This is a genomic window from Enterobacter sp. CC120223-11 (genome assembly GCF_900215375.1).
Lineage (GTDB): Bacteria > Pseudomonadota > Gammaproteobacteria > Enterobacterales > Enterobacteriaceae > Scandinavium.
Genome location: NZ_OBEF01000002.1, coordinates 285326 through 311600 on the forward strand (window position 1 = coordinate 285326; position 26275 = coordinate 311600).

The 26275-nt window shown below is 56.9% G+C and carries 26 protein-coding genes and 1 other annotated feature; of the genes, 14 read left to right on the top strand and 12 right to left on the bottom strand.

What is annotated here, in order from left to right; translation table 11 throughout:
* Nucleotides 1-34: 34 nt before the first annotated feature.
* The gene (rsmS, locus tag CRO87_RS03580; RefSeq protein WP_097161550.1) at nucleotides 35-202 is read right to left on the bottom strand and encodes a pleiotropic regulatory protein RsmS; all 168 of its coding nucleotides are present in this window, start codon (nucleotides 200-202) and stop codon (nucleotides 35-37) included.
* Between the two features lie 11 nt (nucleotides 203-213).
* On the bottom strand, nucleotides 214-741 hold the full coding sequence (priC, locus tag CRO87_RS03585) for a primosomal replication protein N'' (RefSeq protein WP_097161551.1): 528 nt from the start codon (nucleotides 739-741) through the stop codon (nucleotides 214-216).
* A 56-nt stretch (nucleotides 742-797) separates the two neighbouring features.
* On the opposite strand from priC, the gene CRO87_RS03590 reads away from it, so the two are divergent.
* The 9 genes from CRO87_RS03590 to CRO87_RS03630 all read left to right on the top strand — a co-directional run bounded on the left by CRO87_RS03590 (nucleotide 798) and on the right by CRO87_RS03630 (nucleotide 10391).
* Nucleotides 798-1172, top strand: coding sequence for a DUF454 family protein (locus tag CRO87_RS03590; protein ID WP_097161552.1), 375 nt, complete (start codon nucleotides 798-800; stop codon nucleotides 1170-1172).
* 156 nt (nucleotides 1173-1328) lie between these two features.
* The gene (apt, locus tag CRO87_RS03595; RefSeq protein WP_097161553.1) at nucleotides 1329-1880 is read left to right on the top strand and encodes an adenine phosphoribosyltransferase; all 552 of its coding nucleotides are present in this window, start codon (nucleotides 1329-1331) and stop codon (nucleotides 1878-1880) included.
* Nucleotides 1881-1972: 92 nt separating this feature from the next.
* A complete protein-coding gene (dnaX, locus tag CRO87_RS03600) occupies nucleotides 1973-3907 on the top strand; it encodes a DNA polymerase III subunit gamma/tau (RefSeq protein WP_097161554.1) in 1935 nt (644 codons plus the stop codon).
* Nucleotides 3237-3301: a sequence feature (DnaX frameshifting element), on the top strand. It overlaps the preceding gene by 65 nt.
* 56 nt (nucleotides 3908-3963) lie before the next feature.
* Nucleotides 3964-4296, top strand: a complete 333-nt coding sequence (locus CRO87_RS03605; protein ID WP_097161555.1) for a YbaB/EbfC family nucleoid-associated protein — start codon at nucleotides 3964-3966, stop codon at nucleotides 4294-4296.
* Nucleotides 4296-4901: a recombination mediator RecR gene (recR, locus tag CRO87_RS03610; RefSeq protein ID WP_097161556.1), complete on the top strand. Its 606-nt coding sequence runs from the start codon at nucleotides 4296-4298 to the stop codon at nucleotides 4899-4901. Before CRO87_RS03605 ends, recR begins: the two co-directional genes overlap by 1 nt.
* A gap of 109 nt (nucleotides 4902-5010) precedes the next feature.
* Nucleotides 5011-6885, top strand: a complete 1875-nt coding sequence (gene htpG / locus CRO87_RS03615) for a molecular chaperone HtpG (RefSeq protein WP_097161557.1) — start codon at nucleotides 5011-5013, stop codon at nucleotides 6883-6885.
* A gap of 327 nt (nucleotides 6886-7212) precedes the next feature.
* Nucleotides 7213-7857, top strand: a complete 645-nt coding sequence (gene adk / locus CRO87_RS03620) for an adenylate kinase (RefSeq protein ID WP_097161558.1) — start codon at nucleotides 7213-7215, stop codon at nucleotides 7855-7857.
* Between the two features lie 191 nt (nucleotides 7858-8048).
* A complete protein-coding gene (gene hemH / locus CRO87_RS03625; protein WP_097161559.1) occupies nucleotides 8049-9011 on the top strand; it encodes a ferrochelatase in 963 nt (320 codons plus the stop codon).
* A gap of 75 nt (nucleotides 9012-9086) precedes the next feature.
* Nucleotides 9087-10391 (top strand): inosine/guanosine kinase, encoded by a 1305-nt coding sequence (locus CRO87_RS03630; protein ID WP_097161560.1) that lies wholly within the window; start codon nucleotides 9087-9089, stop codon nucleotides 10389-10391.
* 81 nt (nucleotides 10392-10472) lie between these two features.
* On the opposite strand, the gene ybaL is transcribed toward CRO87_RS03630, so the two are convergent.
* A complete protein-coding gene (gene ybaL, locus CRO87_RS03635; protein ID WP_097161561.1) occupies nucleotides 10473-12149 on the bottom strand; it encodes a YbaL family putative K(+) efflux transporter in 1677 nt (558 codons plus the stop codon).
* A gap of 234 nt (nucleotides 12150-12383) precedes the next feature.
* A complete protein-coding gene (locus CRO87_RS03640; protein WP_097161562.1) occupies nucleotides 12384-13604 on the bottom strand; it encodes an MFS transporter in 1221 nt (406 codons plus the stop codon).
* Between the two features lie 179 nt (nucleotides 13605-13783).
* Between CRO87_RS03640 and ushA the strand changes: the two genes are divergently transcribed.
* Nucleotides 13784-15436, top strand: coding sequence for a bifunctional UDP-sugar hydrolase/5'-nucleotidase UshA (gene ushA / locus CRO87_RS03645; protein ID WP_097161563.1), 1653 nt, complete (start codon nucleotides 13784-13786; stop codon nucleotides 15434-15436).
* Between the two features lie 90 nt (nucleotides 15437-15526).
* Here ushA and ybaK read toward each other — a convergent pair whose 3' ends face one another.
* From ybaK to CRO87_RS03660, 3 genes are all read right to left on the bottom strand, one after another.
* Nucleotides 15527-16006: a Cys-tRNA(Pro)/Cys-tRNA(Cys) deacylase YbaK gene (ybaK, locus tag CRO87_RS03650; protein WP_097161564.1), complete on the bottom strand. Its 480-nt coding sequence runs from the start codon at nucleotides 16004-16006 to the stop codon at nucleotides 15527-15529.
* A gap of 200 nt (nucleotides 16007-16206) precedes the next feature.
* The gene (locus CRO87_RS03655; RefSeq protein WP_097161565.1) at nucleotides 16207-17010 is read right to left on the bottom strand and encodes a TraB/GumN family protein; all 804 of its coding nucleotides are present in this window, start codon (nucleotides 17008-17010) and stop codon (nucleotides 16207-16209) included.
* Nucleotides 17011-17065: 55 nt separating this feature from the next.
* Complete coding sequence (locus CRO87_RS03660) at nucleotides 17066-17815, bottom strand: DeoR/GlpR family DNA-binding transcription regulator (RefSeq protein ID WP_097161566.1); 750 nt, start codon at nucleotides 17813-17815, stop codon at nucleotides 17066-17068.
* An 82-nt stretch (nucleotides 17816-17897) separates the two neighbouring features.
* On the opposite strand from CRO87_RS03660, the gene CRO87_RS03665 reads away from it, so the two are divergent.
* Entirely contained in the window at nucleotides 17898-18482 is a 585-nt protein-coding gene (locus tag CRO87_RS03665; protein WP_097161567.1) for an NUDIX domain-containing protein, read from the top strand.
* A gap of 15 nt (nucleotides 18483-18497) precedes the next feature.
* Here CRO87_RS03665 and copA read toward each other — a convergent pair whose 3' ends face one another.
* Nucleotides 18498-20999: a copper-exporting P-type ATPase CopA gene (gene copA / locus CRO87_RS03670; protein ID WP_097161568.1), complete on the bottom strand. Its 2502-nt coding sequence runs from the start codon at nucleotides 20997-20999 to the stop codon at nucleotides 18498-18500.
* Nucleotides 21000-21103: 104 nt separating this feature from the next.
* Between copA and cueR the strand changes: the two genes are divergently transcribed.
* The gene (cueR, locus tag CRO87_RS03675; RefSeq protein WP_097161569.1) at nucleotides 21104-21511 is read left to right on the top strand and encodes a Cu(I)-responsive transcriptional regulator; all 408 of its coding nucleotides are present in this window, start codon (nucleotides 21104-21106) and stop codon (nucleotides 21509-21511) included.
* Here cueR and CRO87_RS03680 read toward each other — a convergent pair.
* Both CRO87_RS03680 and CRO87_RS03685 read right to left on the bottom strand, forming a co-directional pair.
* Nucleotides 21508-21960 carry an NfeD family protein gene (locus CRO87_RS03680; RefSeq protein WP_097161570.1) on the bottom strand — a complete coding sequence of 151 codons (453 nt, stop codon included), beginning with the start codon at nucleotides 21958-21960 and terminating at the stop codon, nucleotides 21508-21510. The genes cueR and CRO87_RS03680 overlap by 4 nt on opposite strands.
* Nucleotides 21960-22874 carry an SPFH domain-containing protein gene (locus CRO87_RS03685; protein ID WP_097161571.1) on the bottom strand — a complete coding sequence of 305 codons (915 nt, stop codon included), beginning with the start codon at nucleotides 22872-22874 and terminating at the stop codon, nucleotides 21960-21962. The genes CRO87_RS03680 and CRO87_RS03685 overlap by 1 nt, the downstream gene beginning before the upstream one ends.
* Before the next feature lie 135 nt (nucleotides 22875-23009).
* Between CRO87_RS03685 and fetA the strand changes: the two genes are divergently transcribed.
* Together fetA and fetB are read left to right on the top strand one after the other, a co-directional pair.
* A complete protein-coding gene (gene fetA, locus CRO87_RS03690; RefSeq protein WP_097161572.1) occupies nucleotides 23010-23678 on the top strand; it encodes an iron ABC transporter ATP-binding protein FetA in 669 nt (222 codons plus the stop codon).
* The gene (gene fetB, locus CRO87_RS03695; RefSeq protein WP_097161573.1) at nucleotides 23665-24444 is read left to right on the top strand and encodes an iron export ABC transporter permease subunit FetB; all 780 of its coding nucleotides are present in this window, start codon (nucleotides 23665-23667) and stop codon (nucleotides 24442-24444) included. Before fetA ends, fetB begins: the two co-directional genes overlap by 14 nt.
* 123 nt (nucleotides 24445-24567) lie before the next feature.
* Here fetB and CRO87_RS03700 read toward each other — a convergent pair whose 3' ends face one another.
* Nucleotides 24568-25422, bottom strand: a complete 855-nt coding sequence (locus tag CRO87_RS03700; RefSeq protein ID WP_097161574.1) for a co-chaperone YbbN — start codon at nucleotides 25420-25422, stop codon at nucleotides 24568-24570.
* Nucleotides 25423-25480: 58 nt separating this feature from the next.
* Nucleotides 25481-26251 carry an SDR family oxidoreductase gene (locus CRO87_RS03705; RefSeq protein ID WP_097161575.1) on the bottom strand — a complete coding sequence of 257 codons (771 nt, stop codon included), beginning with the start codon at nucleotides 26249-26251 and terminating at the stop codon, nucleotides 25481-25483.
* Nucleotides 26252-26275: the final 24 nt, after the last annotated feature.

The window sequence follows — 26275 nt, forward strand, 5'->3', positions numbered from 1 at the left end:
CTAAATAGTGCGGCTTTTGTTTTCTCCCTCTCCCTCAGGGAGAGGTCCGGGGAGAGGGCGCGCTCAGGACCTTCCGCTCGAAATCCCGTTTTACCATCTCCAGCGCGCTCAGCACCGTTTCGGGTGCAATCGCGTGCTCTTCCAGCAGCATAATCAAATCCACGGCCAGTTTGACATCGTCCGGGGCGTTCTCCAGCGACATAGCTTCTCCTGTCAGCGCGTCATCCGCGCCAGTACGTTTTCAATATTTTCCAGCGCGCTGCGACAGCGCGTCAGCCTGGCGCTGAACGCCTCCACCTCCCGTGAAAGGCGCTGCTGATCCTCAAGCGTCGTCGCCTGTGCCAGCAGCTGACGCCGCTGCTGCGTCATCGCCAGAAGACGGCGCTCATACTCCTGATGCTGAAGGCGTTTTCGCTGCCAGCGCGTCAGGGCGGGCGATCCGTTATCCCAGCCGCGCAGTGACCAGGCGGTACTTTCACGGGCGATGGCTTCAAGCTGCGCCACCAGGCGCTCGGCCAGCCACTGCACCTGCTCAATCTGCTTATGTTCAACGGCCTGGCGGAGTGCCTTCAGGTTCCCGCGTGCTTCTTCCACGCACGCCTGTAAATAAGTGCTTTGGGTACGAAAGAGCTGCCTGTCAAAACGCGGACCGAGGGTGGCGTGAAACGCCATCGGCGCCACCTCCGCTTCAAGCCGTGAAAGCTGCGTCGCCAGCGATTGCAGTAACAGGTCAGTTTTCATCTTTTTCTCCCGTGCCTGTGCTACATTTGCCGTTCAGTTTGATAACTATTCTCACTATGAAACGGACCATTCTAAACATCATTGGCTGGCTGGCGGTAGCGTTAGGCACGATCGGCGTGTTTTTACCGCTGCTGCCAACCACGCCATTTATTCTGTTGGCGGCCTGGTGCTTCGCGCAGTCTTCGCCACGTTTTCACGCATGGCTGCTCTACCGCTCGTGGTTTGGCGGCTATCTGCGCCACTGGCAGCAGTATAAAGCGATGCCTCCAGGTGCGAAGCCGCGTGCCATTGTCATCACCATAGTGACCTTCGCCATTTCACTGTGGTTCATCAAAATCGTCTGGGTTCGCTTTTTGCTGCTAGGCATCCTCGCCTGCCTGCTGATTTTCTTATGGCGCATCCCGGTGGTTGATGCAAAACAACAAAAATAATAATGCGTGTCCAGGTTATTGCATTTAACGATGAGTGCCAGTACATTCTGGCGTTTTCGAGCACGGGCGAAGCTGGTTAAAGGTTAATCAAATGTAATTTTGACCCTCAGCAAAATGCGCCTTGTGAGTTACACCGTTTTAATCAGGCATACACCTATGACCGCAACTGCACAGCAGCTTGAATTTCTGAAAAACAGCATCAAAAGCATCCAGGACTATCCGAAACCTGGCATTCTTTTCCGCGACGTCACCAGTTTACTGGAAGACCCGAAAGCCTACGCGCTCAGCATCGAACTGCTGACCGAGCGTTATAAGAACATGGGCATCACCAAAGTGGTGGGTACTGAGGCGCGTGGTTTCCTGTTTGGTGCACCGGTTGCGCTGGCGCTGGGCGTAGGATTTGTGCCGGTACGTAAGCCGCGCAAACTGCCGCGTGAAACCATCGCTGAAAGCTATGAGCTGGAATACGGCACCGATCAGCTGGAAATCCACATTGATGCGATCCAGCCGGGCGATAAAGTGCTTGTTGTCGACGATCTGCTGGCCACTGGCGGCACCATCGAAGCGACCGTGAAGCTGATTCGTCGTCTCGGCGGTGAAGTGACCGACGCGGCCTTCATCATCAATCTGTTCGATCTGGGCGGTGAGCAGCGCCTGGAAAGCCAGGGCATCACCTGTTACAGCCTGGTGCCGTTCCCGGGACACTGATCAAATCCCCACTACATAGCCTCGCCGTATCCGCGAGGCTATGTTAGCATTACCCTCCTGTATTCCACCTTCCAGCGTTGCAGAGCCTGCCAATGAGTTATCAGGTCTTAGCCCGAAAATGGCGACCACAAACCTTTGCTGACGTCGTCGGCCAGGAACATGTGCTGACCGCACTGGCGAACGGCCTGGCGTCCGGTCGACTCCATCATGCGTACCTGTTTTCCGGCACCCGCGGCGTCGGGAAAACCTCCATCGCGCGTCTGCTGGCGAAGGGGCTGAACTGTGAAAGCGGCATCACCGCCACGCCGTGCGGCGTCTGCGATAACTGCCGTGAAATCGAGCAGGGCCGCTTTGTCGATCTGATTGAGATTGACGCCGCCTCGCGCACCAAAGTCGAAGATACCCGCGACCTGCTGGATAACGTGCAGTACGCGCCAGCCCGTGGCCGCTTCAAGGTCTACCTGATCGATGAAGTCCACATGCTCTCGCGTCACAGCTTCAACGCACTGCTGAAAACGCTGGAAGAGCCGCCATCGCACGTCAAATTCCTGCTGGCGACCACCGATCCGCAAAAGCTGCCGGTCACGATCCTGTCCCGTTGCCTGCAGTTCCATCTCAAAGCGCTCGACGTCGATCAGATCCGCGAGCAGCTGGAACATATTCTTGGCGAGGAGCACATTGCTTCGGAGCCACGTGCGCTACAGCTGCTGGCCCGCGCTGCCGATGGCAGTCTGCGCGATGCGTTAAGCCTCACCGACCAGGCCATCGCCAGCGGTGACGGGCAGCTGACTGCCGCAGCGGTCAGCACCATGCTCGGCACCCTGGACGACGATCAGGCGCTCTCCTTGATTGAAGCGCTGGTGGCCGCCAACGGCGAACAGGTGATGTCGCTTATCCACGAAGCCGCTTCCCGCGGCATTGAGTGGGAAGCGCTGCTGGTGGAAATGCAAAGCCTGCTGCACCGCATTGCGATGGTACAGCTGTCGCCGTCTGCGCTCGGCAGCGACATGGCCGCCGTCGAACATCGTATGCGCGAGCTGGCGCGAACCGTGCCGCCAGCCGATATTCAGCTCTACTATCAGACGCTGCTGGTGGGCCGCAAAGAATTGCCGTATGCCCCGGACCGCAGAATGGGCATCGAAATGACCCTGCTGCGCGCGCTGGCGTTCCATCCCCGGCAGCCGCTGCCCGAGCCTGAGGTTCAGCCCCAGTCGTTCGCGCCCGTAGCGCCCACGGCGGTGATGCACCCGACGCAGGTTCAGCAGCAGCCCGTCTCTGCTCCGCCTGCGTATCAAAGTGAAGCGCTGCCGGACTCCACCAGCTCCGTGCTGGCGGCCCGCAGCCAGCTGCTGCGCGCTCAGGGAGCACCCAAAGCAAAAAAGAGTGAACCGGCCCCCGCATCCCGCGCGCGGCCGGTGAACAGTGCTGCGCTGGAGAGACTGGCCTCGGTCACGGAACGCGTTCAGGCGCGCCCGTCTCCTTCGGCGCTGGAAGAGCAGCAGCCAAAGAAAAAAGAAGCTTACCGCTGGAAGGCGACCACCGTCGTTGAAGAGGTGAAGGAAGAAGTCGCCACCCCGAAAGCGCTGAAAAAAGCGCTGGAGCATGAGAAAACGCCGGAGCTTGCCGCGAAGCTTGCGGTGGAATCCCTCGAACGCGACGGCTGGGCGGCAGAAATCAGCCGCATGAAATTGCCTAAACTGGTAGAGCAGGTAGCGCTCAACGCCTGGAAAGAGCAGAACGGGGCAGCAATTTGCCTGCATCTGCGTCCGGCCCAGCGTCATCTGAACAACGGCAGTGCACAGAAGGTCCTGACCGACGCGCTGAGCGAATTAAACGGTACGGCGGTTGAACTGACCATCCTGGAAGATGATAATCCGGCGGTGCTCACGCCGCTGGAGTGGCGTCAGGCCATTTACGAAGAGAAGCTCGCGCAGGCGCGCGAAGCCATCAGTGCCGATAATAACATCCAGACCCTGCGCCGCTTCTTCGATGCGGATCTGGATGAAGAGAGTATTCGACCCATTTGACCGTAAGTCAGCCTTACGGTTGAACCTATTAACATGACTGACTGAGAGATAAGCCTATGTTTGGTGGAAAAGGCGGCCTGGGTAACCTGATGAAACAGGCCCAGCAGATGCAAGAAAAAATGCAGAAAGCGCAGGAAGAGATCGCTCAACTGGAAGTGACCGGTGAGTCTGGCGCAGGCCTGGTGAAGGTCACCATCAACGGCGCGCACAACTGCCGTCGCGTTGAGATTGACCCGAGCCTGCTCGAAGATGACAAAGATATGCTCGAAGATCTGGTCGCTGCTGCGTTCAACGACGCCGCGCGCCGCATCGAAGAAACCCAGAAAGAGAAAATGGCTTCTGTTTCCTCCGGAATGCAGCTGCCGCCAGGCTTTAAGATGCCGTTCTGATGCAGACCAGCCCTCTGTTAACCCAGTTAATGGAAGCGCTGCGCTGTCTGCCGGGCGTCGGTCCGAAGTCGGCGCAGCGTATGGCGTTCACCCTGCTGCAGCGCGATCGCAGCGGCGGAATGCGCCTGGCGCAGGCGCTGACCCGGGCGATGTCCGAAATCGGCCACTGTGCCGATTGTCGGACGTTTACCGAACAGGACGTCTGCAACATCTGTTCGAACCCGCGTCGTCAGGAAAACGGCCAGATTTGCGTGGTGGAAAGCCCAGCGGACATCTACGCCATTGAGCAAACCGGGCAGTTCTCCGGCCGCTATTTCGTGCTGATGGGCCACCTGTCGCCGCTCGACGGCATCGGGCCGGATGATATCGGCCTCGACAGGCTCGAACAGCGCCTGAGCAGCGAGCAGATGCAGGAAGTGATCCTCGCCACCAACCCAACGGTGGAAGGGGAAGCGACCGCCAACTATATTGCCGAGCTCTGTGGGCAATATGGCGTTGAAGCCAGCCGCATCGCCCACGGCGTGCCGGTCGGCGGCGAGCTGGAAATGGTTGACGGCACCACGCTGTCGCATTCTCTCGCCGGGCGCCACAAGATTCGTTTTTAACCAGGCGGGAGGAGATTTATCTCCTCGTGCTTGAAAATATTTCCCTCCAACCCCATCTCCCCCTCAACGCTTTTTTATTCCGTTTACTTTGGCATTGAGGAATTTTCCGATGAAAGGACAAGAAACTCGCGGTTTCCAGTCAGAAGTGAAGCAGCTGCTGCACCTGATGATCCATTCTCTCTATTCAAATAAAGAAATTTTCCTGCGCGAGCTGATTTCCAACGCCTCCGATGCGGCGGACAAGCTGCGTTTCCGCGCGCTGTCTGACGCGTCTCTGTACGAAGGCGACGGCGACCTGCGCGTGCGCGTATCCTTTGATAAAGAAAAACGCACCCTGACCATCGCCGATAACGGCATCGGCATGAACCGTGACGACGTGGTCGATCACCTGGGCACCATTGCCAAGTCCGGCACCAAAGCCTTCCTGCAATCCATGGGCTCCGATCAGGCGAAAGACAGCCAGCTGATTGGCCAGTTTGGCGTTGGCTTCTACTCCGCGTTCATCGTGGCAGACAAAGTCACCGTGCGCACCCGTGCCGCGGGCGACAGCGCTGAAAACGGCGTGTTCTGGGAATCCGAAGGTGAGGGTGAATACACCGTCGCCGACATCACCAAAGCCGATCGTGGCACCGAAATCACCCTGCATCTGCGCGAAGGCGAAGACGATTTCCTCAACGACTGGCGCGTGCGTTCGATCATCAGCAAATATTCCGATCACATCGCGCTGCCGGTCGAGATTGAGAAAACTGAAGAAGTGGACGGCGAAACTGTCGTCTCCTGGGAAAAAATCAACAAAGCTCAGGCGCTGTGGACCCGCAACAAGTCTGAAATCAAAGACGAAGAGTACAACGAGTTCTACAAGCACATTGCCCACGACTTTACCGACCCGCTGGCCTGGAGCCACAACCGCGTGGAAGGCAAGCAGGAGTACACCAGCCTGCTGTACATCCCGGCGCAGGCACCGTGGGATATGTGGAACCGCGATCACAAGCACGGCCTGAAGCTGTACGTGCAACGCGTGTTCATCATGGATGAAGCCGAGCAGTTCATGCCGAACTACCTGCGCTTCGTGCGTGGCCTTGTGGATTCCAACGATCTGCCGCTGAACGTCTCCCGTGAAATTCTTCAGGACAGCACCGTCACCCGCAATCTGCGTACCGCGCTCAGCAAACGCGCCCTGCAGATGCTGGAGAAGCTGGCCAAAGACGACGCGGAAAAATACCAGACCTTCTGGAAACAGTTCGGCCTCGTGCTGAAAGAGGGCCCGGCGGAAGATTCTGCCAATCAGCAGACCATCGCTAAGCTGCTGCGCTTCGCTTCCACGCACACCGATTCTTCCGAGCAGACCGTGTCGCTGGAAGAGTATGTGGCACGCATGAAGGAAGGGCAGGAGAAGATCTACTACATCACCGCCGACAGCTACGCGGCAGCGAAGAGCAGCCCGCACCTCGAACTGCTGCGTAAGAAAGGCATCGAAGTGCTGCTGCTTTCCGACCGCATCGACGAGTGGATGATGAGCTACCTGACCGAGTTCGATGGCAAACAGTTCCAGTCCGTCGCTAAAACCGATGAATCTCTGGATAAGCTCGCCGATGAAGTGGATGAGTCCACCAAAGAAGCAGAAAAAGCGCTGACGCCGTTTATCGAACGCGTTAAAACCCTGCTGGGCGAGCGCGTGAAGGAGGTACGTTTGACGCATCGCCTGACTGACACGCCAGCGATCGTCACCACCGAAGCGGACGAAATGAGCACCCAGATGGCGAAGCTGTTTGCCGCGGCGGGCCAGAGCGTGCCGGAAGTGAAGTACATCTTCGAGCTGAACCCGGACCACGCGCTGGTAAAACGCGCCGCCGATACTCAGGACGAAGCACAGTTTGGCGAATGGGTTGAGCTGCTGCTGGATCAGGCGCTGTTCGCCGAGCGCGGCACGCTGGAAGATCCGAACCTGTTTATCAAGCGTATGAATCAGCTTCTGGTCTCGTAATTTTTACCCTCACCCTAACCCTCTCCCTAAAAGGGAGAGGGGACTGACCCGAGCCCTGTTTTCTCTCTTGCCCCTTTGGGAAGAGGGGACTGACCTGAGCCCTGTTTTCTCTTTTGCCACTTTGGGAAGAGGAGACTGACATGAGTGCTGTTTTCTCCCTCGCCCCTTTGGGGAGAGGGCCGGGGTGAGGGGAAAATGCTCTACGCAATAAAGATTATCCCCCCGTTAACCGTTTCAGCCGTCCCGCCTTCCTTGAGCGAGCCGCCGTCTGGTGGTATCGTTTAGCGCTTTTGAAAAATTGAACCAACATTTGAGGGGATTTCCGCAATGCGTATTATTCTGCTTGGCGCTCCGGGCGCGGGTAAAGGAACTCAGGCGCAGTTCATTATGGAGAAGTACGGTATTCCGCAAATCTCCACCGGCGACATGCTGCGCGCCGCAGTCAAATCAGGCTCTGAGCTGGGTAAGCAGGCGAAAGACATCATGGACGCTGGCAAGCTGGTGACCGATGAACTGGTCATTGCCCTTGTGAAAGAACGCATTGCGCAGGAAGACTGCCGCAACGGTTTCCTGCTCGACGGCTTCCCGCGTACCATTCCGCAGGCAGACGCCATGAAAGAAGCGGGCATCAACGTAGATTTCGTCCTGGAGTTCGACGTACCGGACGAGCTGATCGTTGACCGCATTATTGGCCGCCGCGTACACGCCGCCTCTGGTCGCGTTTACCACATCAAATTCAATCCACCAAAAGTGGAAGGCAAAGACGATGTGACCGGCGAAGAGCTGACCACCCGTAAAGACGATCAGGAAGAAACCGTGCGCAAACGCCTGGTGGAATACCATCAGATGACCGCGCCGCTGATCGGCTACTACTCCAAAGAAGCGCAGGCGGGTAACACTAAATACGCCAAAGTAGACGGCACCAAAGCCGTGGCTGACGTTCGCGCTGAACTGGCTAAAATCCTCGGCTAATACCGCGGTAATTGCCGGGTGGCGTAAGCTTACCCGGCCTACGATGCATGTGTAGGCCAGGTAAGGCATTAGCCGCCACCGGGCAATCAGCGCCATCAATCACCCTTCACCGGCACCTCTCACAGCAATTAGTTCTTCTTTCTCTCTTTTCCGCTACAATTATCAGCCATTTACCCAGTTAAGAGGCGGTAATGCGTCAGACCAAAACCGGCATTCTGTTAGCGAACCTCGGCACGCCCGATGCGCCCACCCCTGAAGCGGTCAAACGCTATCTGCGCCAGTTTCTGAGCGATTCCCGCGTGGTGGATACGCCACGCGCGCTGTGGTGGCCGCTGCTGCGCGGCGTGATTTTACCGCTGCGTTCTCCGCGCGTGGCAAAGCTGTATCAGTCAGTGTGGATGGAAGAGGGCTCGCCGCTGATGGTCTACAGTCGTCGTCAGCAGGCTGCGCTGGCGAAGCGCCTGCCAGACGTGCCTGTGGCATTGGGGATGAGCTACGGTTCGCCGTCGCTGGAGAGTGCTGTAGAGGAACTGCTGGCGCAGGATGTGGACCATATCGTCGTGCTGCCGCTTTATCCGCAATATTCCTGCTCAACGGTTGCCGCCGTGTGGGATGAGCTGGCGCGTATTCTGGCGAAACGACGCCGTATTCCGGGTGTCTCTTTTATTCGTGATTACGCCGACGACAGCGACTACATCCAGGCGCTGGCCAGCAGCGTCAAAGCCTCGTTTGCCGAACACGGCGAGCCGGACGTGCTGCTGCTCTCCTATCACGGTATTCCGCAGCGTTACGCCGATGAAGGCGACGACTATCCACAGCGCTGCCGCGACACCACTCGCGAACTGGTTTCCGCGCTCGGCATCCCTCACGACAAAGTGATGATGACCTTCCAGTCGCGCTTTGGTCGCGAGCCGTGGCTCACGCCCTACACCGATGAAACCCTGAAGATGCTTGGCGAAAAAGGTGTGCAGCACGTGCAGGTTATGTGCCCGGGCTTCTCGGCAGACTGCCTGGAAACGCTGGAAGAAATCGCCGTGCAGAATAAAGAGTTCTTCCTTGAGGCGGGCGGCAAAAAGTATGAATACATTCCCGCGCTCAATGCGAATGCCGAACATATTGAGATGATGGTGAATCTCACCGCGCCGTACCGCTAAGCGTGCGGGAAGCAGCGAATAAGCGGGGAATATGCTACTATTCTTCGCTTATTCACAGCCACCCGATCGCAGCCCATGAAATTTCCCGGTAAACGCAAGTCCAAGCACTATTTCCCCGTTAACGCCCGCGACCCGCTGTTGCAGCAAATCCAGCCTGAAGCCGAATCCGGCACTTCTTGGGTCGTCGGTATCGACCAGACTCTGGTAGATATTGAAGCCAAAGTTGACGATGCTTTTGTGACCCGCTACGGCCTCAGCAGCGGCCATTCGCTGGTGATTGAAGACGACGTGGCGGAAGCGCTTTACCAGGAACTGGTTCGCGAGAACCTGATCACCCATCAGTTTGCCGGAGGCACCATCGGCAACACGATGCACAATTACTCCGTGCTGGCAGACGACCGTTCGGTACTGCTCGGCGTGATGTGCGGCAACATCGAAATCGGCGGATATGCCTATCGCTATCTCTGCAACACCTCCAGCCGCACCGATCTGAACTACTTGCAGGGCGTGAACGGCCCGATAGGTCGTTGCTTCACGCTGATTAGCGACAGCGGCGAGCGCACCTTTGCGATAAGCCCTGGCCACATGAATCAGCTGCGTGCCGATAGTATTCCGGAAGAGGTTATCGCCGGGGCTTCTGCGCTGGTGCTCACCTCCTACCTCGTACGCTGCAAACCGGGCGAGCCGATGCCGGATGCGACCATGAAGGCCATCGAATACGCCAAAAAACACGACGTGCCGGTGGTCCTGACGCTTGGCACGAAATTCGTTATCGCCGATAACCCTGAATGGTGGCAGGCGTTCCTGAAGGAGCACGTGTCGATCCTGGCAATGAACGAGGAAGAGGCAGAAGCGCTTACTGGCATTGCCGATCCGCTGCTGGCCTCCGACAAGGCGCTGGACTGGGTCGACCTGGTTTTATGTACCGCCGGGCCGGTCGGGCTGTATATGGCAGGCTTCACTGAGGAAGAGAAGAAGCGTCTGACCCAGCATCCGCTGCTGCCAGGGGCGATTGCTGAATTTAACCAGTACGAGTTCAGCCGCGCAATGCGTCATAAAGATTGTCAGCATCCGCTGCGCATTTATTCCCACATCGCGCCGTACATGGGCGGGCCTGAGAAAATCATGAACACCAACGGCGCGGGCGACGGCGCGCTGGCGGCGCTGCTGCACGACATTACGGCGAATAACTACCACCGTAACAACGTGCCGAACTCCAGCAAGCATTCGTTCACCTGGCTGACCTATTCGTCGCTGGCGCAGGTATGTAAGTATGCCAACAGGGTGAGCTATCAGGTGCTGAATCAGCATTCACCACGCTTGACGCGAGGCCTGCCGGAGCGGGAAGACAGCCTGGAAGAAGCTTACTGGGATAGGTAAGATTTCCCCGGCGGCGCTCTGCTTGCCGGGGCTACGGTTTTTTGTAGGCCTGCTAAGCGGAGCGCCAGCAGGCAATATGAATTAACCCGTCACCGCTTCGCCCACCGGCGGGCTTTCCAGCAGCGTCAGCATCGTATTGGCAATTTCTCGCTCGCCCATAACCACCTTGTTCGCGCCGCGTTCGGTGATGTACTCCACTTCGTCGTCGTAATGCGCGCGGGCGATAATTTCAATATTTGGGCACTTCTCGCGGGCGGAGGCGACAATCTCCCCGGCCTCGTAGCCGTTCGGAATGGTCAGCAGCAGCCAGCGGGCGCAGTCCAGATGCGCCAGGGTCATGATCTCCTCGCTTGCCGCATTCCCTAATACCGCGCGAATGCCGCGCTCACGCAGCTCGTCCACGCGCGTGCGGGAGGTTTCAATCACCACCAGTGGAATGCCCTGAGCCAGTAGTTTTTCACCAAGCAGGCTGCCAACGCGACCAAAGCCGACCAGCAGCGCGTGGTTGCAGATATCAACCGGAATTTGTTTCTCATCTTCCAGCGCCTCTTCCAGCGTTTGCTCTTCGAGGGTTTCGGTTTTATCGAGGTATTTTTCCAGCACCGCGAACAGCACAGGATTGAGCATAATCGACAGAATTGCCCCCGCCAGCACCAGGTTCTGCCCGGCCTGTGGCAGCAGATTCAGCGCCATGCCGAGCCCGGCAAGGATAAAGGCGAACTCACCAATCTGCGCAAGGCTTGCGGCGATGGTCAGCGCCGTGCGCTGAGAGTGCCCAAACAAGCGCACCAGAATAAAGGCGGCGACGGATTTGCCGAAGATGATGATTGCCAGCGTGCCGAGCACCGCCAGCGGCTGATTCACCAGCACCATCGGATCGAAAAGCATGCCGACGGAGACGAAGAACAGCACCGCGAAAGCATCGCGCAGCGGCAACGTGTCGTGGGCCGCGCGGTGGCTCAATTCGGATTCATTCAGCACCATGCCTGCGAAGAACGCGCCGAGCGCAAAGGAGACGTCGAAGAGTTCAACAGCACCGAAAGCGATGCCTAAGGCCAGCGCGAGCACGGAAAGGGTGAACAGCTCGCGGGAGCCGGTAGCGGCGCTGCGCGCCATGATCCACGGCACCAGACGGCGGCCAACCAGCAGCATGACGGCGATAAACGCGATGACTTTACCAATCGTCAGGCCCAAATCCAGCGCGAGGGTGGCAAAGCCAACGTCGCCCTGTTCCATCATGCTGGCAATGGCCGGCAGCATGACCAGCGTCAGGACCATCACCAGATCTTCCACAATCAGCCAGCCGATAGCGATTTGCCCTCGCTGGCTGTCTATCAGCTGCCTCTCCTCAAGCGCGCGCAGCAGCACCACGGTACTGGCGGTGGAGAGGCATAAACCAAAGACGATGCCGGTCATTAGCGACCAGCCTAATCCTGCCGCAAGCGCCATACCCAGTAACGTTGCCACCGCAATCTGGGCAATCGCGCCGGGAATGGCGATGGCCTTTACCGCCATCAAATCCTTCAGGGAGAAGTGCAGGCCGACGCCGAACATCAGCAGGATGACGCCAAGCTCCGCCAGCTCTGGCGCTAATTTGGTATCGGCCACAAAGCCGGGTGTAAACGGACCTGACAGCACACCGGCCAACAAATAACCCACCAGAGGCGAAATGCGCAGCTTGTTGGCAATCATTCCGAAGATAAAGGCGAGGACGAGCCCCCCTACAATGGTGGTGATCAGCGGTGTGGCGTGGTGCATTCCGTCTCCTTTCGTGGCTGGCAGGGATCCATTTCTGGCGAGAATGCCAAAAACCCGTGTAATAGTTTATGACAGATTTAACCATTTCGTTTATGAATAATTGTTGAATTTTGAAGAAAAATGGAATTAAAGCGAAAAAGCGCACAGATGGGAAAAGTGAGGATGTTAAAGGCTATAAATGCAGGTAAATCACAGGGAGATTGCCGCCAGAATTACAATCTGGCGGCAGGGTTTTCACTCTTTATGACGATTGTCTGGCAGGAATATGGTCAACATCCCCAATAATGGCAGGAAAGCACAGATTTTGTAGACCTCTTCAATGCTGGTGTGATCGGCAACCACGCCGAGAACCGCAGCCCCTAAGCCTCCCATCCCGAATGCGAAGCCGAAGAACAAACCGGAAACCATGCCAATTCGCCCAGGTAACAGCTCCTGAGCATAGACCAGAATGGCGGAAAACGCTGATGCGAGGATAAATCCAATGATCACCGTCAGAATGCCGGTCCATTCAAGCGAAGCATAAGGTAAAACAAGCGTGAAGGGGGCAACACCAAGGATAGAGCCCCAAATCACATATTTACGCCCAATCTTATCGCCAACGGGCCCGCCAATCACGGTTCCCGCAGCCACGGCAAACAGGAATGCAAACAGGTGGAACTGCGCGTTTTGCACCGATAATCCAAACTTATGCATCAGATAAAAGGTGTAATAGCTGCTGATGCTCGCCATATAGAAGTATTTGGAGAAAATTAGCATAAGCAGCACGCAAACGGCGAGGATCACCTTGTTCCGCGGCAGCGGATTGATAATCGTGGCTTTAGGTTTGCCTTTATTCATGCGGTGCTGCGCGGCATACCAGCGGCTGATTTGCGCCAGAACAACAATCGCCAGCAGTGCCGCCAGCACGAACCAGCCCACGTTCCCTTTGCCGTATGGGGCGATAATCAGTGCCGCCAGCAGAGGGCCCAGTGAGCTGCCAAAATTGCCGCCGACCTGGAACAGCGACTGGGCCAGGCCATGTCGCCCGCCGGAGGCCATGCGTGCCACGCGGGAAGATTCAGGGTGGAAGACTGATGAACCGGTGCCGACGAGTGCTGCGGCGATCACCACGGCTTCGAAGCTGCCTGCCATCGCCAGAAGCACCAGCCCGCTTAGGGTAAAGCACATGCCGATCGGCAGCGACCACGGCATCGGGTATTTGTCTGTCCAGTAACCTACCACCGGCTGAAGCAGCGAAGAGGTGAGCTGGAAGGTAAGCGTAATCATGCCGATCTGCACGAAGGTGAGCGAAAACTCAGATTGCAGCAGCGGGTAAATCGCCAGAATCAGCGACTGGATCATGTCGTTGAGCAGGTGGGAAAGGCTGATTGCCCCGAGAATGCCAAAGGACGTTTTCGATTTGGGCTTCGGCGCAGCGCTGCCGGGCAGCGTCGGACTGGTTTCACTGATTGCCATAGAAGTTCACTTAGTTGTTTGAGCGATAGCGACGATGAGGAAAGTCTTATCTGTAATAATTATCAGACTAAGATAACTGGCTCAGGCGTTTGAAGAAAGTCTCAATTCTGAAAACATATTTGTCTATGCTTGTTACTCACTGTAATTTCGGCAGTTGATATTTATTCAGGGAGAGAGTCATGACATTGTTGAAACGCGGCGTGGTGCTGGCGATGCTGGCAGCGGGTCTGCTGGGTAGCCTGCAGGCCAGCGCTTATGAGCAGGACAAAACCTACAAAATCACCATCCTGCATACTAACGATCACCATGGTCATTTCTGGCGCAGCGAGTACGGTGAATACGGCCTGGCGGCGCAAAAAACGCTGGTGGACGGCATCCGTAAAGAGGTGGCGGCAGAAGGGGGCAGCGTGCTGCTGCTCTCCGGCGGCGACATCAACACCGGCGTGCCGGAATCTGACTTGCAGGATGCGGAACCCGATTTTCGCGGTATGAATCTGATTGGCTACGATGCGATGGCCGTCGGCAACCACGAGTTTGATAACCCGCTCAGCGTTATTCGTCAGCAGGAAAAGTGGGTTAAATTCCCCTTCCTCTCGGCCAATATTTACCAGAAAAGCACCGGCGAGCGCCTGTTTAAACCCTGGGCGCTGTTCAATCGCCAGGGGCTGAAAATTGCCGTGATTGGCCTAACCACCGACGACACCGCGAAGATCGGCAACCCTGAAAACTTCACCGACATTGAATTCCGTAACCCGGCGGAAGAAGCGAAGCTGGTTATTCAGGAGCTTAAGCAGACGCAGAAGCCGGACGTGATCCTCGCCGCCACGCACATGGGGCATTACGACAACGGCAACCACAGTTCGAACGCGCCGGGCGACGTAGAAATGGCCCGCAGCCTGCCTGCCGGAGCGCTGGCGATGATTGTGGGTGGTCACTCACAGGATCCGGTTTGCATGGCCTCTGAAAACAAAAAGCAGGTTGATTACGTGCCGGGCACGCCTTGCGCACCGGACAAGCAAAACGGCATCTGGATTGTGCAGGCCCACGAGTGGGGTAAATACGTGGGGCGTGCAGACTTCGAGTTCCGCAACGGCGAAATGAAACTGGTGCATTATCAGTTGATCCCCGTAAACCTGAAGAAAAAAATCACCTACGACAACGGGCAGAGTGAGCGCGTACTTTACACGCCGCAGATCCCGGAGAACCCGCAGATGCTGTCGCTGCTGACGCCGTTCCAGAATAAAGGTAAAGCGCAGCTGGATGTAAAAGTGGGTGAAGTGAATGGCCATCTTGAAGGCGATCGCAGCAAAGTGCGTTTCGTGCAGACCAACATGGGACATTTGCTTCTCGCCGCGCAGATGGCTCGAACCAACGCTGACTTTGCGGTGATGAGCGGGGGTGGGATCCGCGATTCCATCGAGGCGGGCAAAATCACTTATAAAGACGTGCTGAAGGTTCAGCCGTTCGGCAATATTGTGGTCTACGTCGATATGACCGGCAAAGAGGTGACGGACTACCTGACCGCGGTTGCGCAGATGAAGCCGGACTCAGGCGCCTATCCGCAGTTCGCCAACGTCAGCTTTGTGGCGAAAGGTGGCCAGCTGAATGACCTGAAAATCAAAGGCGAGACGGTTGATCCCAACAAAAACTACCGCATGGCGACGCTGAGCTTCAACGCCACCGGCGGCGATGGCTATCCTCGCATCGACACCAAACCGGGCTACGTGAACACCGGGTTTATCGACGCCGAAGTGCTGAAGCAGTACATCGAGCAGAACTCGCCGCTGGATGTGAATGCTTACGAACCGAAAGGGGAAGTGAGCTGGCAGTAAGATGACAAATGCCGGGTGGCGGCTTCGCCTTACCCGGCCTACTACTACACTATCGTAGGCCCGGTTAGCGTAGCGCCACCGGGCAATCGTTTAATCCCGCCGTGCAATATCCGCAAACTTCGCATCCAGCATTTTCGCCAGATCGCCCGCCGCTAATTCGATATCCAGCCCGCGCTTGCCGCCGGAAACATAAATGGTTCCGAAGGTCTGGGCCGGGGCGTCGATCAGCGTCGGCAGGCGTTTTTTCTGCCCGAGCGGGCTGATGCCGCCCACCAGATAGCCGGTGGTGCGCTGGGCAACCATCGGATCGGCCATATCGACTTTTTTGGCCCCTAAGGCTTTGGCGACTTTCTTCAAATCAAGCTGGGTGGCAACCGGCGTTACCGCCACGGCCAGATGTTTCAGATCACCATTCACCGCCACCAGCAGCGTTTTGTAAACCTGGTCGGCATTCAGCCCGAGCTTGCGCACGACTTCATCGCCAAAGTTGGTTTCACCGGGATCGTGATCGTAGCTGTGGATCTGGAAAGCAATTTTGTTTTTTTCGAGTAACTTAACGGCGGGCGTCATAATCATCCTTCTTACAACCGGAGTGAACGGTAACCAGAATACGCCTGGAGATTGTCGAAAAAATAGTACTATCTTGCGCAATTGTGTTGGCAGTGATGGTCACTTTGAGCGACAATCGAAAGATCCGAAGTGTAAACTTCGGGATAATAATAAAGATGAAATTCCTCTTTGACGGGCCAATAGAAATATTGGCCGCTTTTTTATCCTGGCCTCGTTTTCAGCATCGATGGCAAGTTTCCTTCCCCGTATAAATGCAGCGCCCCGACGGCCACCACGTAACGCCCGGGCGGCAGAGCGTGCAGTTTCTCGCACCACGCCAGATTGCGCTGATGCATCAGTACGTCATACAGCAAATGGCTGAAGGTATTCGGCAGCGTGGGCGTCTCACCGGGCGGTTGCTCCATCCACCAGCCGATCATGATCTGCAGTAAACGCGCATTGGTGTGCCAATGGGTCAGGGTATCCTCCAGCAACGAGAGGCCGCCGTCCGGCAGCTCACGCAGCAGCGCTATCTGGCTTTCCGCACCTTCCAGCTCAATCACCGGACGCTGCGTTTCACGCGCGCTGTTCAGCAACTGATAATCAATGCCGTAATCGGGGCGTAAGCCCAGTTTCTGCGCCTGTGTTGCCTGTAATACCATGGCGATTTGCCACAGCGGCTGCGAATCAAACAACGAAATTGACAGGCCAAGTTCTTCGGTCAGGGTTTCCAGATGCTGAAACCGGGATTCGCTTAAACGTTCCCGAAGCGGTGGATAAGACGGAAGATCGCGAAAAGGGGTTTCATTCCCGGAGATATCCGCTTCAACAATCAGCGCATCCGCCTGCTGAATCATCTTCAGCAGCCGCGGCGGCAGTGGGGCCATATCGCGGGTGCCCATATGAATGCTGCCGACCAGATGCAGCAGCTGCCCGCCCGGCAGCGTGACGTCGAGTCCTGGCCACGCGTAGCGCCCACGGAACAGAGCACAAAGCGAAGTTTTTAGCTGTTGAAACAGGCTCATACGCGCTCCCTGAAGAAAAGATCATGCTAGCGCGTCAGGCTGAGGGGCTCAATGCTTAAATGACCGTCACCCCCATTTTCTGGCAGGCTGCCAGCAGAGCCGCGTCTGGCTGCTGTTCCACGATCAGCGTGCTGGCGAGGTTTAACTCCCCGACAGCAAAGGCCGATGCGCTGTTGAGTTTTTCCTGTGATGCCATCACTACTGTCTCGGCGGCACGCCCGGCAAGCGCACGTTTAACGCAGGCTTCTTCGTAGTGACCCGTCGTTAGCCCGGCCTGAGGATGAATACCCGTGACACCCATAAAAAAGAGATCGGCATTGATCCGGCTGATGGATTCCAGCATCGCTGCTCCCATCGTCACCACCGAATGCCTGAACAGTACGCCGCCAATTAAAATCACCTCCACCTGAGGAAGATCGGCCAAAGCAACGGCAATCGTAGGGCTATGGGTGACGGCGGTGAAGGACAGGTTTGTCGGCAGATGGCGCACCAGCTCACAGGTTGTGGTTCCACCGTCGATGATCACAACCTGTCCTGGCTGAATCATCTTCGCCGCTTTTTGCGCCACGGCCTGTTTGCTCCCGTTTTGCACGTTTTTGCGTGTTTCAAACGGGGCGATGGCATCCGAAACGGGAAGCGCGCCGCCGTGCACGCGCTGAAGCAGCCCTTCGGCGGCCAGTTCGCGCAAATCCCTGCGGATAGAATCCTCTGAAATACCAAAGCGCTGGCTCAGTTCGCCGGAGTGAACCTGTTTCTCCGCATTCAGGATCTGCAAAATCTGCTGTTTTCGCTGGCTGGCAAGCATCGTATTTGTCCAAGTGAATTTTCTTGATATTGCACGATTATGCATGATAGCGTTTTTGGTGTCATCTGCCGGAGAATAAAACATGCAAAAAATCACTGAACACGTGCGCCATCTCGACGAACAGCTGCTGTCTGATAACTGGTACATCCTGAAAAAATACACCTTCGAACTGCGCCGCCAGGACGGCTCATGGCAACAGCAGAGCCGGGAAGCCTACGACCGTGGTCACGGCGCGACCATTTTGCTCTACAGCCGTGAGAAGAAAACGGTGGTGCTGACCCGCCAGTTTCGCCTGCCGGTTTACCTTCATGACAAGCATGGTTACCTGATTGAAGCCGCGGCGGGCCTGCTGGATAACGCTTCTCCGGAACAGCGTATTATTGCTGAAGCCGAAGAAGAAACCGGTTTTAAGGTGGCGCAGCCGGAGAAGATATTCGAGGCGTTTATGAGCCCCGGTTCGGTGACTGAAAAGCTCTACTTTTTCATTGCGGAGTACAGCGAGAAGGACCGAAGCGGGCAGGGTGGAGGCCTGGCTGAGGAAGGGGAAGACATCGAAGTGCTTGAGTGGCCGCTGGCGAAGGCGCTGGACGCCATCCGCAGCGGTGAGATTCAGGACGGAAAAACCATTATGCTGCTCCAGCATCTGGCCCTTAACGTGCTCAATTAAGGGCCGGAACAGGCGTTATGCTTTTGGCTTAAAGCGCAGCAGGCGGTTGGCGTTGCTAACCACGGTGATGGACGACAACGCCATCGCTGCCCCGGCGACCACCGGGTTCAGCAGCGTGCCGGTGAGCGGCCAAAGGATCCCGGCGGCAATCGGGATACCGAGCGAGTTATAAACAAACGCCCCCAGCAGGTTCTGCTTCATGTTGCGCAGCGTGGCACGTGAAATCGCCAGCGCGTCGGCAACGCCCGTCAGGCTGTGGCGCATCAGGGTGATAGCGGCGGTTTCGATGGCGACATCGCTGCCGCCGCCCATCGCGATACCCACTTCCGCCTGTGCCAGCGCCGGGGCATCGTTAATGCCGTCACCGACCATCGCCACTTTGCGGCCTTCAGCCTGAAGCTTTTTAATGGCTTCGGCTTTGCCGTCCGGCAACACTCCGGCAATCACTTCGTCAATGCCCGCTTCTTTGGCAATCGCGTTGGCGGTTATCGGATTGTCGCCGGTCAACATCACCAGGCGATAGCCTTCGCGGTGCAGCCGGGAAAGCGCCGCCACGCTGTCTTCACGCAGCGGATCGCGAATGGCAAACAGCGCAGCCATTTTGCCGTCCACCGCCAACAGTACCGGCGTGGCACCTTTGGCCGCCTGGGCCTGAATTTCTGCTTCGACGTCTGTGGTGGCAATCTGCTGTTCATTCAGCAGCGCCTGATTGCCCAGCAGCAGCGTATGACCTTCCGCTTCACCGCTCACGCCAAGACCCCGCAGCGTACGGAACGCATTCACCTGCGGCAGCGGTTCTGCGCCTGCTTTTTCAATAATGGCGCGGGCCAGCGGATGGCTGGAACCCTGCTCCAGCGCGGCCGCAAGGCGTAAGACCTGGCTCTCAGGAAGATCGCCCCAGGTTTTCACCGCCACGACCTGCGGTTTCCCTTCGGTGAGCGTGCCGGTTTTGTCGAATACCAGCGTGTCCAGTTCACTGGCGCGCTGCAGTGCGTCGGCATCCCGGACCAGCACGCCGTATTCAGCGGCTCGCCCGACTCCGGCAATAATCGACATCGGCGTTGCCAGGCCAAGTGCGCAAGGGCAGGCGATGATCAGTACCGTGGTGGCAATCACCAGGGTGTAAACAATCTGCGGCGCAGGGCCGAAGAAATACCAGATGGCGGCGCTGAACAGCGCGATGGCCACCACCGTTGGCACAAACACGGCGGAAATTCTGTCTGCCAGCTGGCCGATTTCCGGCTTGCTGCTCTGCGCCTGACGCACCATGCGGATAATGCGCGACAGCGTGGTGTGGCTGCCGACGGCGCTTGCGCGGAACAGCACACTGCCGTCCTGCACCACCGTCCCGGCGTGAATACTTTCCCCGTCGCCTTTTTCCTGTGGCACCGGTTCGCCGGTCAGCATCGCTTCATCAAACCAGGCTTCGCCCTGGGTGATTTCACCGTCGACGGGCACGCGATCGCCGGTGGTAAGGCGCAGCGTCATGCCTGGTTGAACGTCCGCCAGCGGCACGGATTTTTCACCTTCTTCCGTGACCACGCGTGCGGTTGGTGGGGTGAGGTCGAGCAATTTTTCCAGCGCTTTCGAGGAGCGCTGGCGGGCCCGGGCTTCCAGCATATGGCCGAGGTTGATCAAACCGATAATCATCGCGCTGGCCTCATAATAGAGGTGCCGCGCTTCCATCGGGAACCACTGTGGCCACAGGTTGACGCTCATCGAATAGAGCCACGCCACGCCGGTACCGAGCGCCACAAGAGTGTCCATCGTGGCTGTTTTATTTTTCAGGCTTTTCCACGCGCTGGTATAAAAGTGGCCGCCTGCAAAGACCATGACTGCCAGCGTAATCAGGCCGATAATCAGCCAGAGTGAGCGGTTGGCGTCGGTGACCATCATGTTGTCGCCGATCATGCCCCAGATCATCACCGGAATACCGACCAGCAGGGCGACAATCGCCTGCCAGCGGAAGCGTTTCATGGTCGCAATGGCGGTTTCCTGCTGACGCTCGCGGCGTTTGAGATCGTCTTCGATAGCCTCCGCGCCATAGCCTGCTTTTTCCACCGCCTGCACTAAATCGGAGGCGGCCGCACTGCCCATAACCAGCGCCGTGCGTTCCGCCAGATTGACCCGTGCCTGAGTGACGCCCGGCACCGCGGCAAGCGCGTTCTGAACCCGGGAGACACAGCTGGCGCAGCTCATGCCGTTGATCAACAGCTGCTGGCTGTCGTCGAGGTCATCGGCTGCCGGAAGCGCAGAAGGGGCCGCTGTCAGTGCTTCCGACGGGAGTGATGACTCTGTCAGCGGGTCAGCCTTTGGGTGGCTGAGCTCCGCCCCGTATCCGGCTTGTTTGATGGTGTCGATAAGCGCTTCGGCGCTGGCGCTGCCAGTTACGCTGGCTTCGGTAATAGTGACTTCAGCCTGTTCAACGTCAGGACGCTGTTCCAGGCTCTCTTTCACGCGTTTTACGCAGTGGCCACAGGAGAGGCCATCGAGCGTAAGAGTAATGGTATTGGACATAAATCCTCCGAAATTAAACCTCGCTGGCACTTGACCAGCCTGATGCTTCTTCTTACTGTTACTGAGGTTAAACCTTCCATCAAGGGGAAGGTCAAGGGGAAAGAATGAATATCAGCGATGTGGCGAAAAAAACCGGTTTGACCAGCAAAGCGATTCGTTTTTACGAAGAGAAAGGGCTGGTAACACCGCCGCTGCGCAGCGACAACGGCTACCGTACCTATTCACAAAAACACCTGGATGAGCTGACGCTACTGCGTCAGGCGCGGCAGGTCGGATTCAATCTGGAAGAGTGCGGTGAGCTGGTAAACCTGTTTAACGACCCGAGCCGCCATAGCGCAGATGTGAAGGCGCGCACCTTACAGAAGGTGGCGGATATCGAGCGGCACATTCAGGAATTGCAGGGAATGCGTGAGCATCTGCTGGCGCTGGCGGATGCCTGTCCGGGCGATGACAGCGCCGACTGCCCGATTATTGATAATCTTTCCGGCTGCTGTCATCGTAAAAAAAGTTAGTGCGGGCGTACCTTCAGGGTGATCCCTTCCACCGCAACCACCTCCACGCGGCTGCCCGCCGGGAGATCGTCATCGGCGGTGACCGGCCATGAGCTGTCGCCGACGCGCATGTGGCCGCGACCGTTGCTGAGCGCGTTTTCCAGCGTGAACACCTTGCCGACAAGCTGTTGTCCGCGCTGATTCAGCTGGCTGTCTGCACGCGGCTGCTGGCGTACGCGATTCGCCAGCCAGCGCCACCACAGCCACGCGGCCAGCAGCGTTAAGACGGCAAACAGCGCGCCTTGCCACTCCCAGCCGAACGGCAGCAGCCAGACCAGAAGCCCGGTCACGATTGCCGCCACGCCGCTCCACAGCAGATAGCCGTTACCGCCGAGCATTTCCGCCGCTAGCAGCACGCCGCCGAGGCTTAGCCAGAAAATATGCGGGTGAACGAGCAGGGCATCGATCATTATTTTCTCCGTTCGCTGGCGCTGTCTTTCACCAGTTCAGCGATCCCGGCAATCGAGCCCATCAGGCTGCTGGCATCCAGCGGCATCATCACCACTTTACTGTTATTGGCGGATCCAATCTGCTGCAGCGCGTCGGTGTATTTCTGCGCCACGAAGTAGTTCACTGCCTGAATGTCACCGGCGGCAATGGCTTCGGACACCATCTGCGTGGCGCGGGCTTCTGCTTCGGCGGAACGTTCACGCGCTTCGGCCTGCAGGAATGCGGACTGACGCTCACCTTCGGCTTTGAGGATCTTCGACTGTTTCTCACCTTCGGCTTTCACAATCTGCGCCTGGCGGATACCTTCTGCTTCCAGAATATAGGCACGCTTGGTTCGTTCCGCTTTCATCTGGGCATTCATGGCGTCGATCAGTTCTGCCGGTGGGCGAACGTCGCGGATTTCGATACGGGTGATCTTGATGCCCCACGGATTGGTCGCTTCATCGACAATGTGTAGCAAGCGGGTATTGATGTTGTCGCGCTGGGAGAGCATTTCATCGAGTTCCATTGAGCCCAGCACGGTACGGATGTTGGTCATCGTCAGGTTGATGATGGCGAGCTCGAGATTACTGACTTCATACGCCGCTTTCGGCGCATCAATGACCTGAATAAAGCAGACGGCATCGATCGCCACGTTGGCGTTATCTTTGGAGATGATTTCCTGGGAGGGAATATCCAGCACCTGCTCCATCATATTGATTTTACGACCGATACGGTCCATGAACGGAACGACCAGACTCAGACCTGGCTGCAGGGTTTTGGTGTAGCGCCCAAAGCGCTCGACGGTCCATTGGTAGCCTTGCGGAACGATCTTCACGCCAGCGCCAACAATCACCAGCGCCACGAAGATCAGAACGGGAATAAAGACGAGCATTTAAAACCTCCTGTTTTTGCCTGATAGCCGACTGCCTTCGTCGGCCCGATAGCTGAAAGTATAACTTTTATCCTTCTCAGCGCGAAGGCCGCAGGCATACAATAACGAGGAATAAGCGAGATAAAAGAGAAAAGAATGAAGGCATTATTACAGGTCGACCAGCTAGGTTTTAAACCCGATGGCATTCCGCTGTTAAATAACATCAACCTGACGCTAAGCGAAGGGCAATTCACCCTGATAACCGGCCCTTCCGGCAGTGGGAAAAGCACGCTGCTGAAAATTATCGCTTCGCTGCTGAGCCCGACGTCAGGGGCCATTCTTTACTGCGGCGAGGATATTACGCGTCTCTCTCCTGAAACCTATCGTCAGCAGGTTTCGTACTGCGCGCAAACCCCTGCGCTGTTTGGCGATACGGTGTACGACAATTTACTTTTTCCGTGGCAAATACGCGGCAAGCGGCCTGAGCCTGAAAAATTACTGGCCGATCTGGCGCAATTTAATTTGCCGGAAGAGACGCTGCAAAAATCAATTAATGAACTGTCTGGCGGGGAAAAGCAGCGTATTTCGCTGATTCGTAATCTGCAATTTTTACCCCGAGTTTTATTGCTGGATGAAATAACCAGCGCGCTGGATGAAAGTAATAAGCATAACGTGAATGAGATTATTCAGCGCTACGTGAAAGAGCAGGGCGTGGGCGTGCTGTGGGTCACTCATGATGCGGGTGAGATCGGTCATGCGGACGATGTGATTACCTTAAAACCGCATGCGGGCGGCATGGAGGAGCAGGTTCATGACCGGGCATAACATTTCCAATGAGTCGCTGGCGTTATCCATGGGGCTGGTGCTGGTGGCAATTATCGTCAGCTATCGGGAAAAGCTGGCGCTTGAAAAAGACATTGTATGGAGCATCTGCCGGGCCGTTGTGCAGCTGGTGATTGTGGGTTACGTGTTGAAATCCATCTTCAACGTTAACAATGCTTTGCTCACGTTGTTAATGGTGCTGTTTATCTGCTTCAACGCGGCCTATAACGCGCAAAAGCGCAGTAAATACATCAGCCATGCGTTTGTCTCTTCTTTTATCGCTATTACAACTGGTGCCGGGCTGACCCTGGCCGTGCTGATTTTTTCCGGGGCAATTACCTTCACGCCGATGCAGGTGATCCCGATTTCCGGGATGATTGCGGGCAATGCGATGATTGCCGTGGGGTTGTGCTACAACAATCTCGGCCAGCGCTTTAGCAGCCAACAGCAGCAGATTCAGGAAAAATTGAGCCTCGGCGCAACGCCGAAAGTGGCTTCTCAGCACCTGATTCGCGAGAGCATTCGCGCGTCGCTGATCCCGACGGTGGATTCCGCGAAAACGGTCGGGCTGGTGAGCTTACCGGGGATGATGTCGGGGCTGATTTTTGCCGGTGTCGATCCGGTTAAGGCAATAAAGTATCAGATTATGGTGACGTTTATGCTGCTCTCAACGGCGAGTTTGTCGAGCATTATTGCCTGCTATTTGACCTACCGGAAGTTCTACAATTCGCGTCATCAGCTGGTGGTGAAGCAGTTGAAAAAGCCGTAGTCGTTTGATGCCGCCCGGTGGTTGATTGCCTGATGCGCTTCGCTTATCAGGCCTACGGGGCACCAGGCAGATTTGGTTTTTGTAGGCCGGGTAAGGCGAAGCCGCCACCCGGCAATGTGTCAGTTAATAAAGCAAAGAATAGAGCTGACGACGGTATTTCGATGCCAGCGCATCACCGGTGCCGAGCGCGGCCAGAATTTCCTGCATCATTTTGCGGGCCTGGCCGTCTGCTGCGCCAAGATCTTTTTTCAGGTGGCTGAACAGCAATTCTAGCGCCTCTTCGTTGCGACCAACCTGATGCAGCTGGAGTGCCAGCTGTGAAGCCAGCGCAGCATCCTGCGGGTTCGCTTCTACCTGCTGTTGCAACAGCTGGATTTCCGGCGTATCGGCGGCCTGCTTCAGCAGCTCAATCTGTGCCACCAGCCCCTGATAGCGGGTGTCCTGATCCTGCATTGGCACGGTTTTCAGCGTCGCTTCTGCGTCTTCGGAACGGTTCAGCGCAATCTGGGTTTCTGCCAGCAGCAGGCCAATCTGGCTGTCCTGGTTCGACATCTGCCAGGCGTCTTTCAGCAGCGGCAGCGCGTCGGCGTAATTGCCTTCATGCATCAGAGCCATGGCCTGCTGGGCTTTCAGCTCTTCTTCACGCGGCAGCACTTTGTCGAGAAGGTTGCGGATAACTTCTTCCGGCTGTGGGCCCTGGAAGCCGTCCACCGGCTGACCGTTCTGGAACAGATAAACGGTCGGGATGGCGCGCAGGCCAAACTGGGAGGCAATCATCTGCTCGGCGTCGCAGTCGAGCTTCGCCAGAATAAACTGGCCCTGATACTGATTTGCGAGGCCTTCCAGCACCGGGGTTAGCTGCTCGCAGTGCTGGCTGCGCGGCGACCAGAAGTAGAACAGAACGGGCACAGTCGCGGACTGCTCCAGCGTCTGGTGCAGGTTCGCTTCGGTAATGTTAACGATATATTGTGCAGACATGAGGCGTTCTCTTTAGTCGATTTCTCTGTTACATGGGGGCAAAGGCGAAACCTTCAACTCAGCCCTGCAGAATTTTGTCCATCATCCGGCCCGGCAGCAGACGCTTGAGTACCATTACCGCGTGAGTCACCATCGTTACCGGGTAGCGCATCTTCGGCTTTTCGCTGGTGAAAGCATGGCGCACTTTTTCCACCACTGCCTCTGGTCCCAGGGTAAAGCGCGCGGCAATCCCTGGGTTTTCCACTGGCTTATCGGCCTGGGTCTGGTTCACGTTTTCCGTAAAGCGGGTGCGGATCGGGCCGGGTTCAATCAGGCTCACCTTAATGCCGCTGTGGCGTAGCTCCATGCGCAGCGCATCTGACCAGGCTTCCAGCGCGTATTTGCTTGCGGCATAAGCACCACGGCCTGGGGTCGAAATCAGCCCCATCACTGAAGAGGTCATCACAATACGGCCTTCGCCGTGCGGCAACATCGCCGGTAACAGGCGCATAGTGAGCTGATGAGCACCGAAGAAGTTGGCGGAAAACTGCTTTTCGAGCTGCGGACGGGTGAGGGTATTAAGCGGGCCATAAACGCCGAAACCTGCGTTGTTGAAAATGCCGTACAAACGATTGTCCGTGATAGCAATAATTTCGTCGGCGGCGCGGTCCACGCTTTCGGGTGAATCCAGATCGAGCAGAATCCCCGTGAACCCCATGCCCGACATCCGCGCCACGTCTTCCGGCTTGCGGCAGGCGGCCAGCACGCGAAAGCCCTGACGCTTCAGTTCCTGCGCACTCTCCAGCCCAATTCCGCTGGAACATCCTGTTATTAAGACCGTTTTTTGCATAACTTTACCTGAAGACAACCCCTG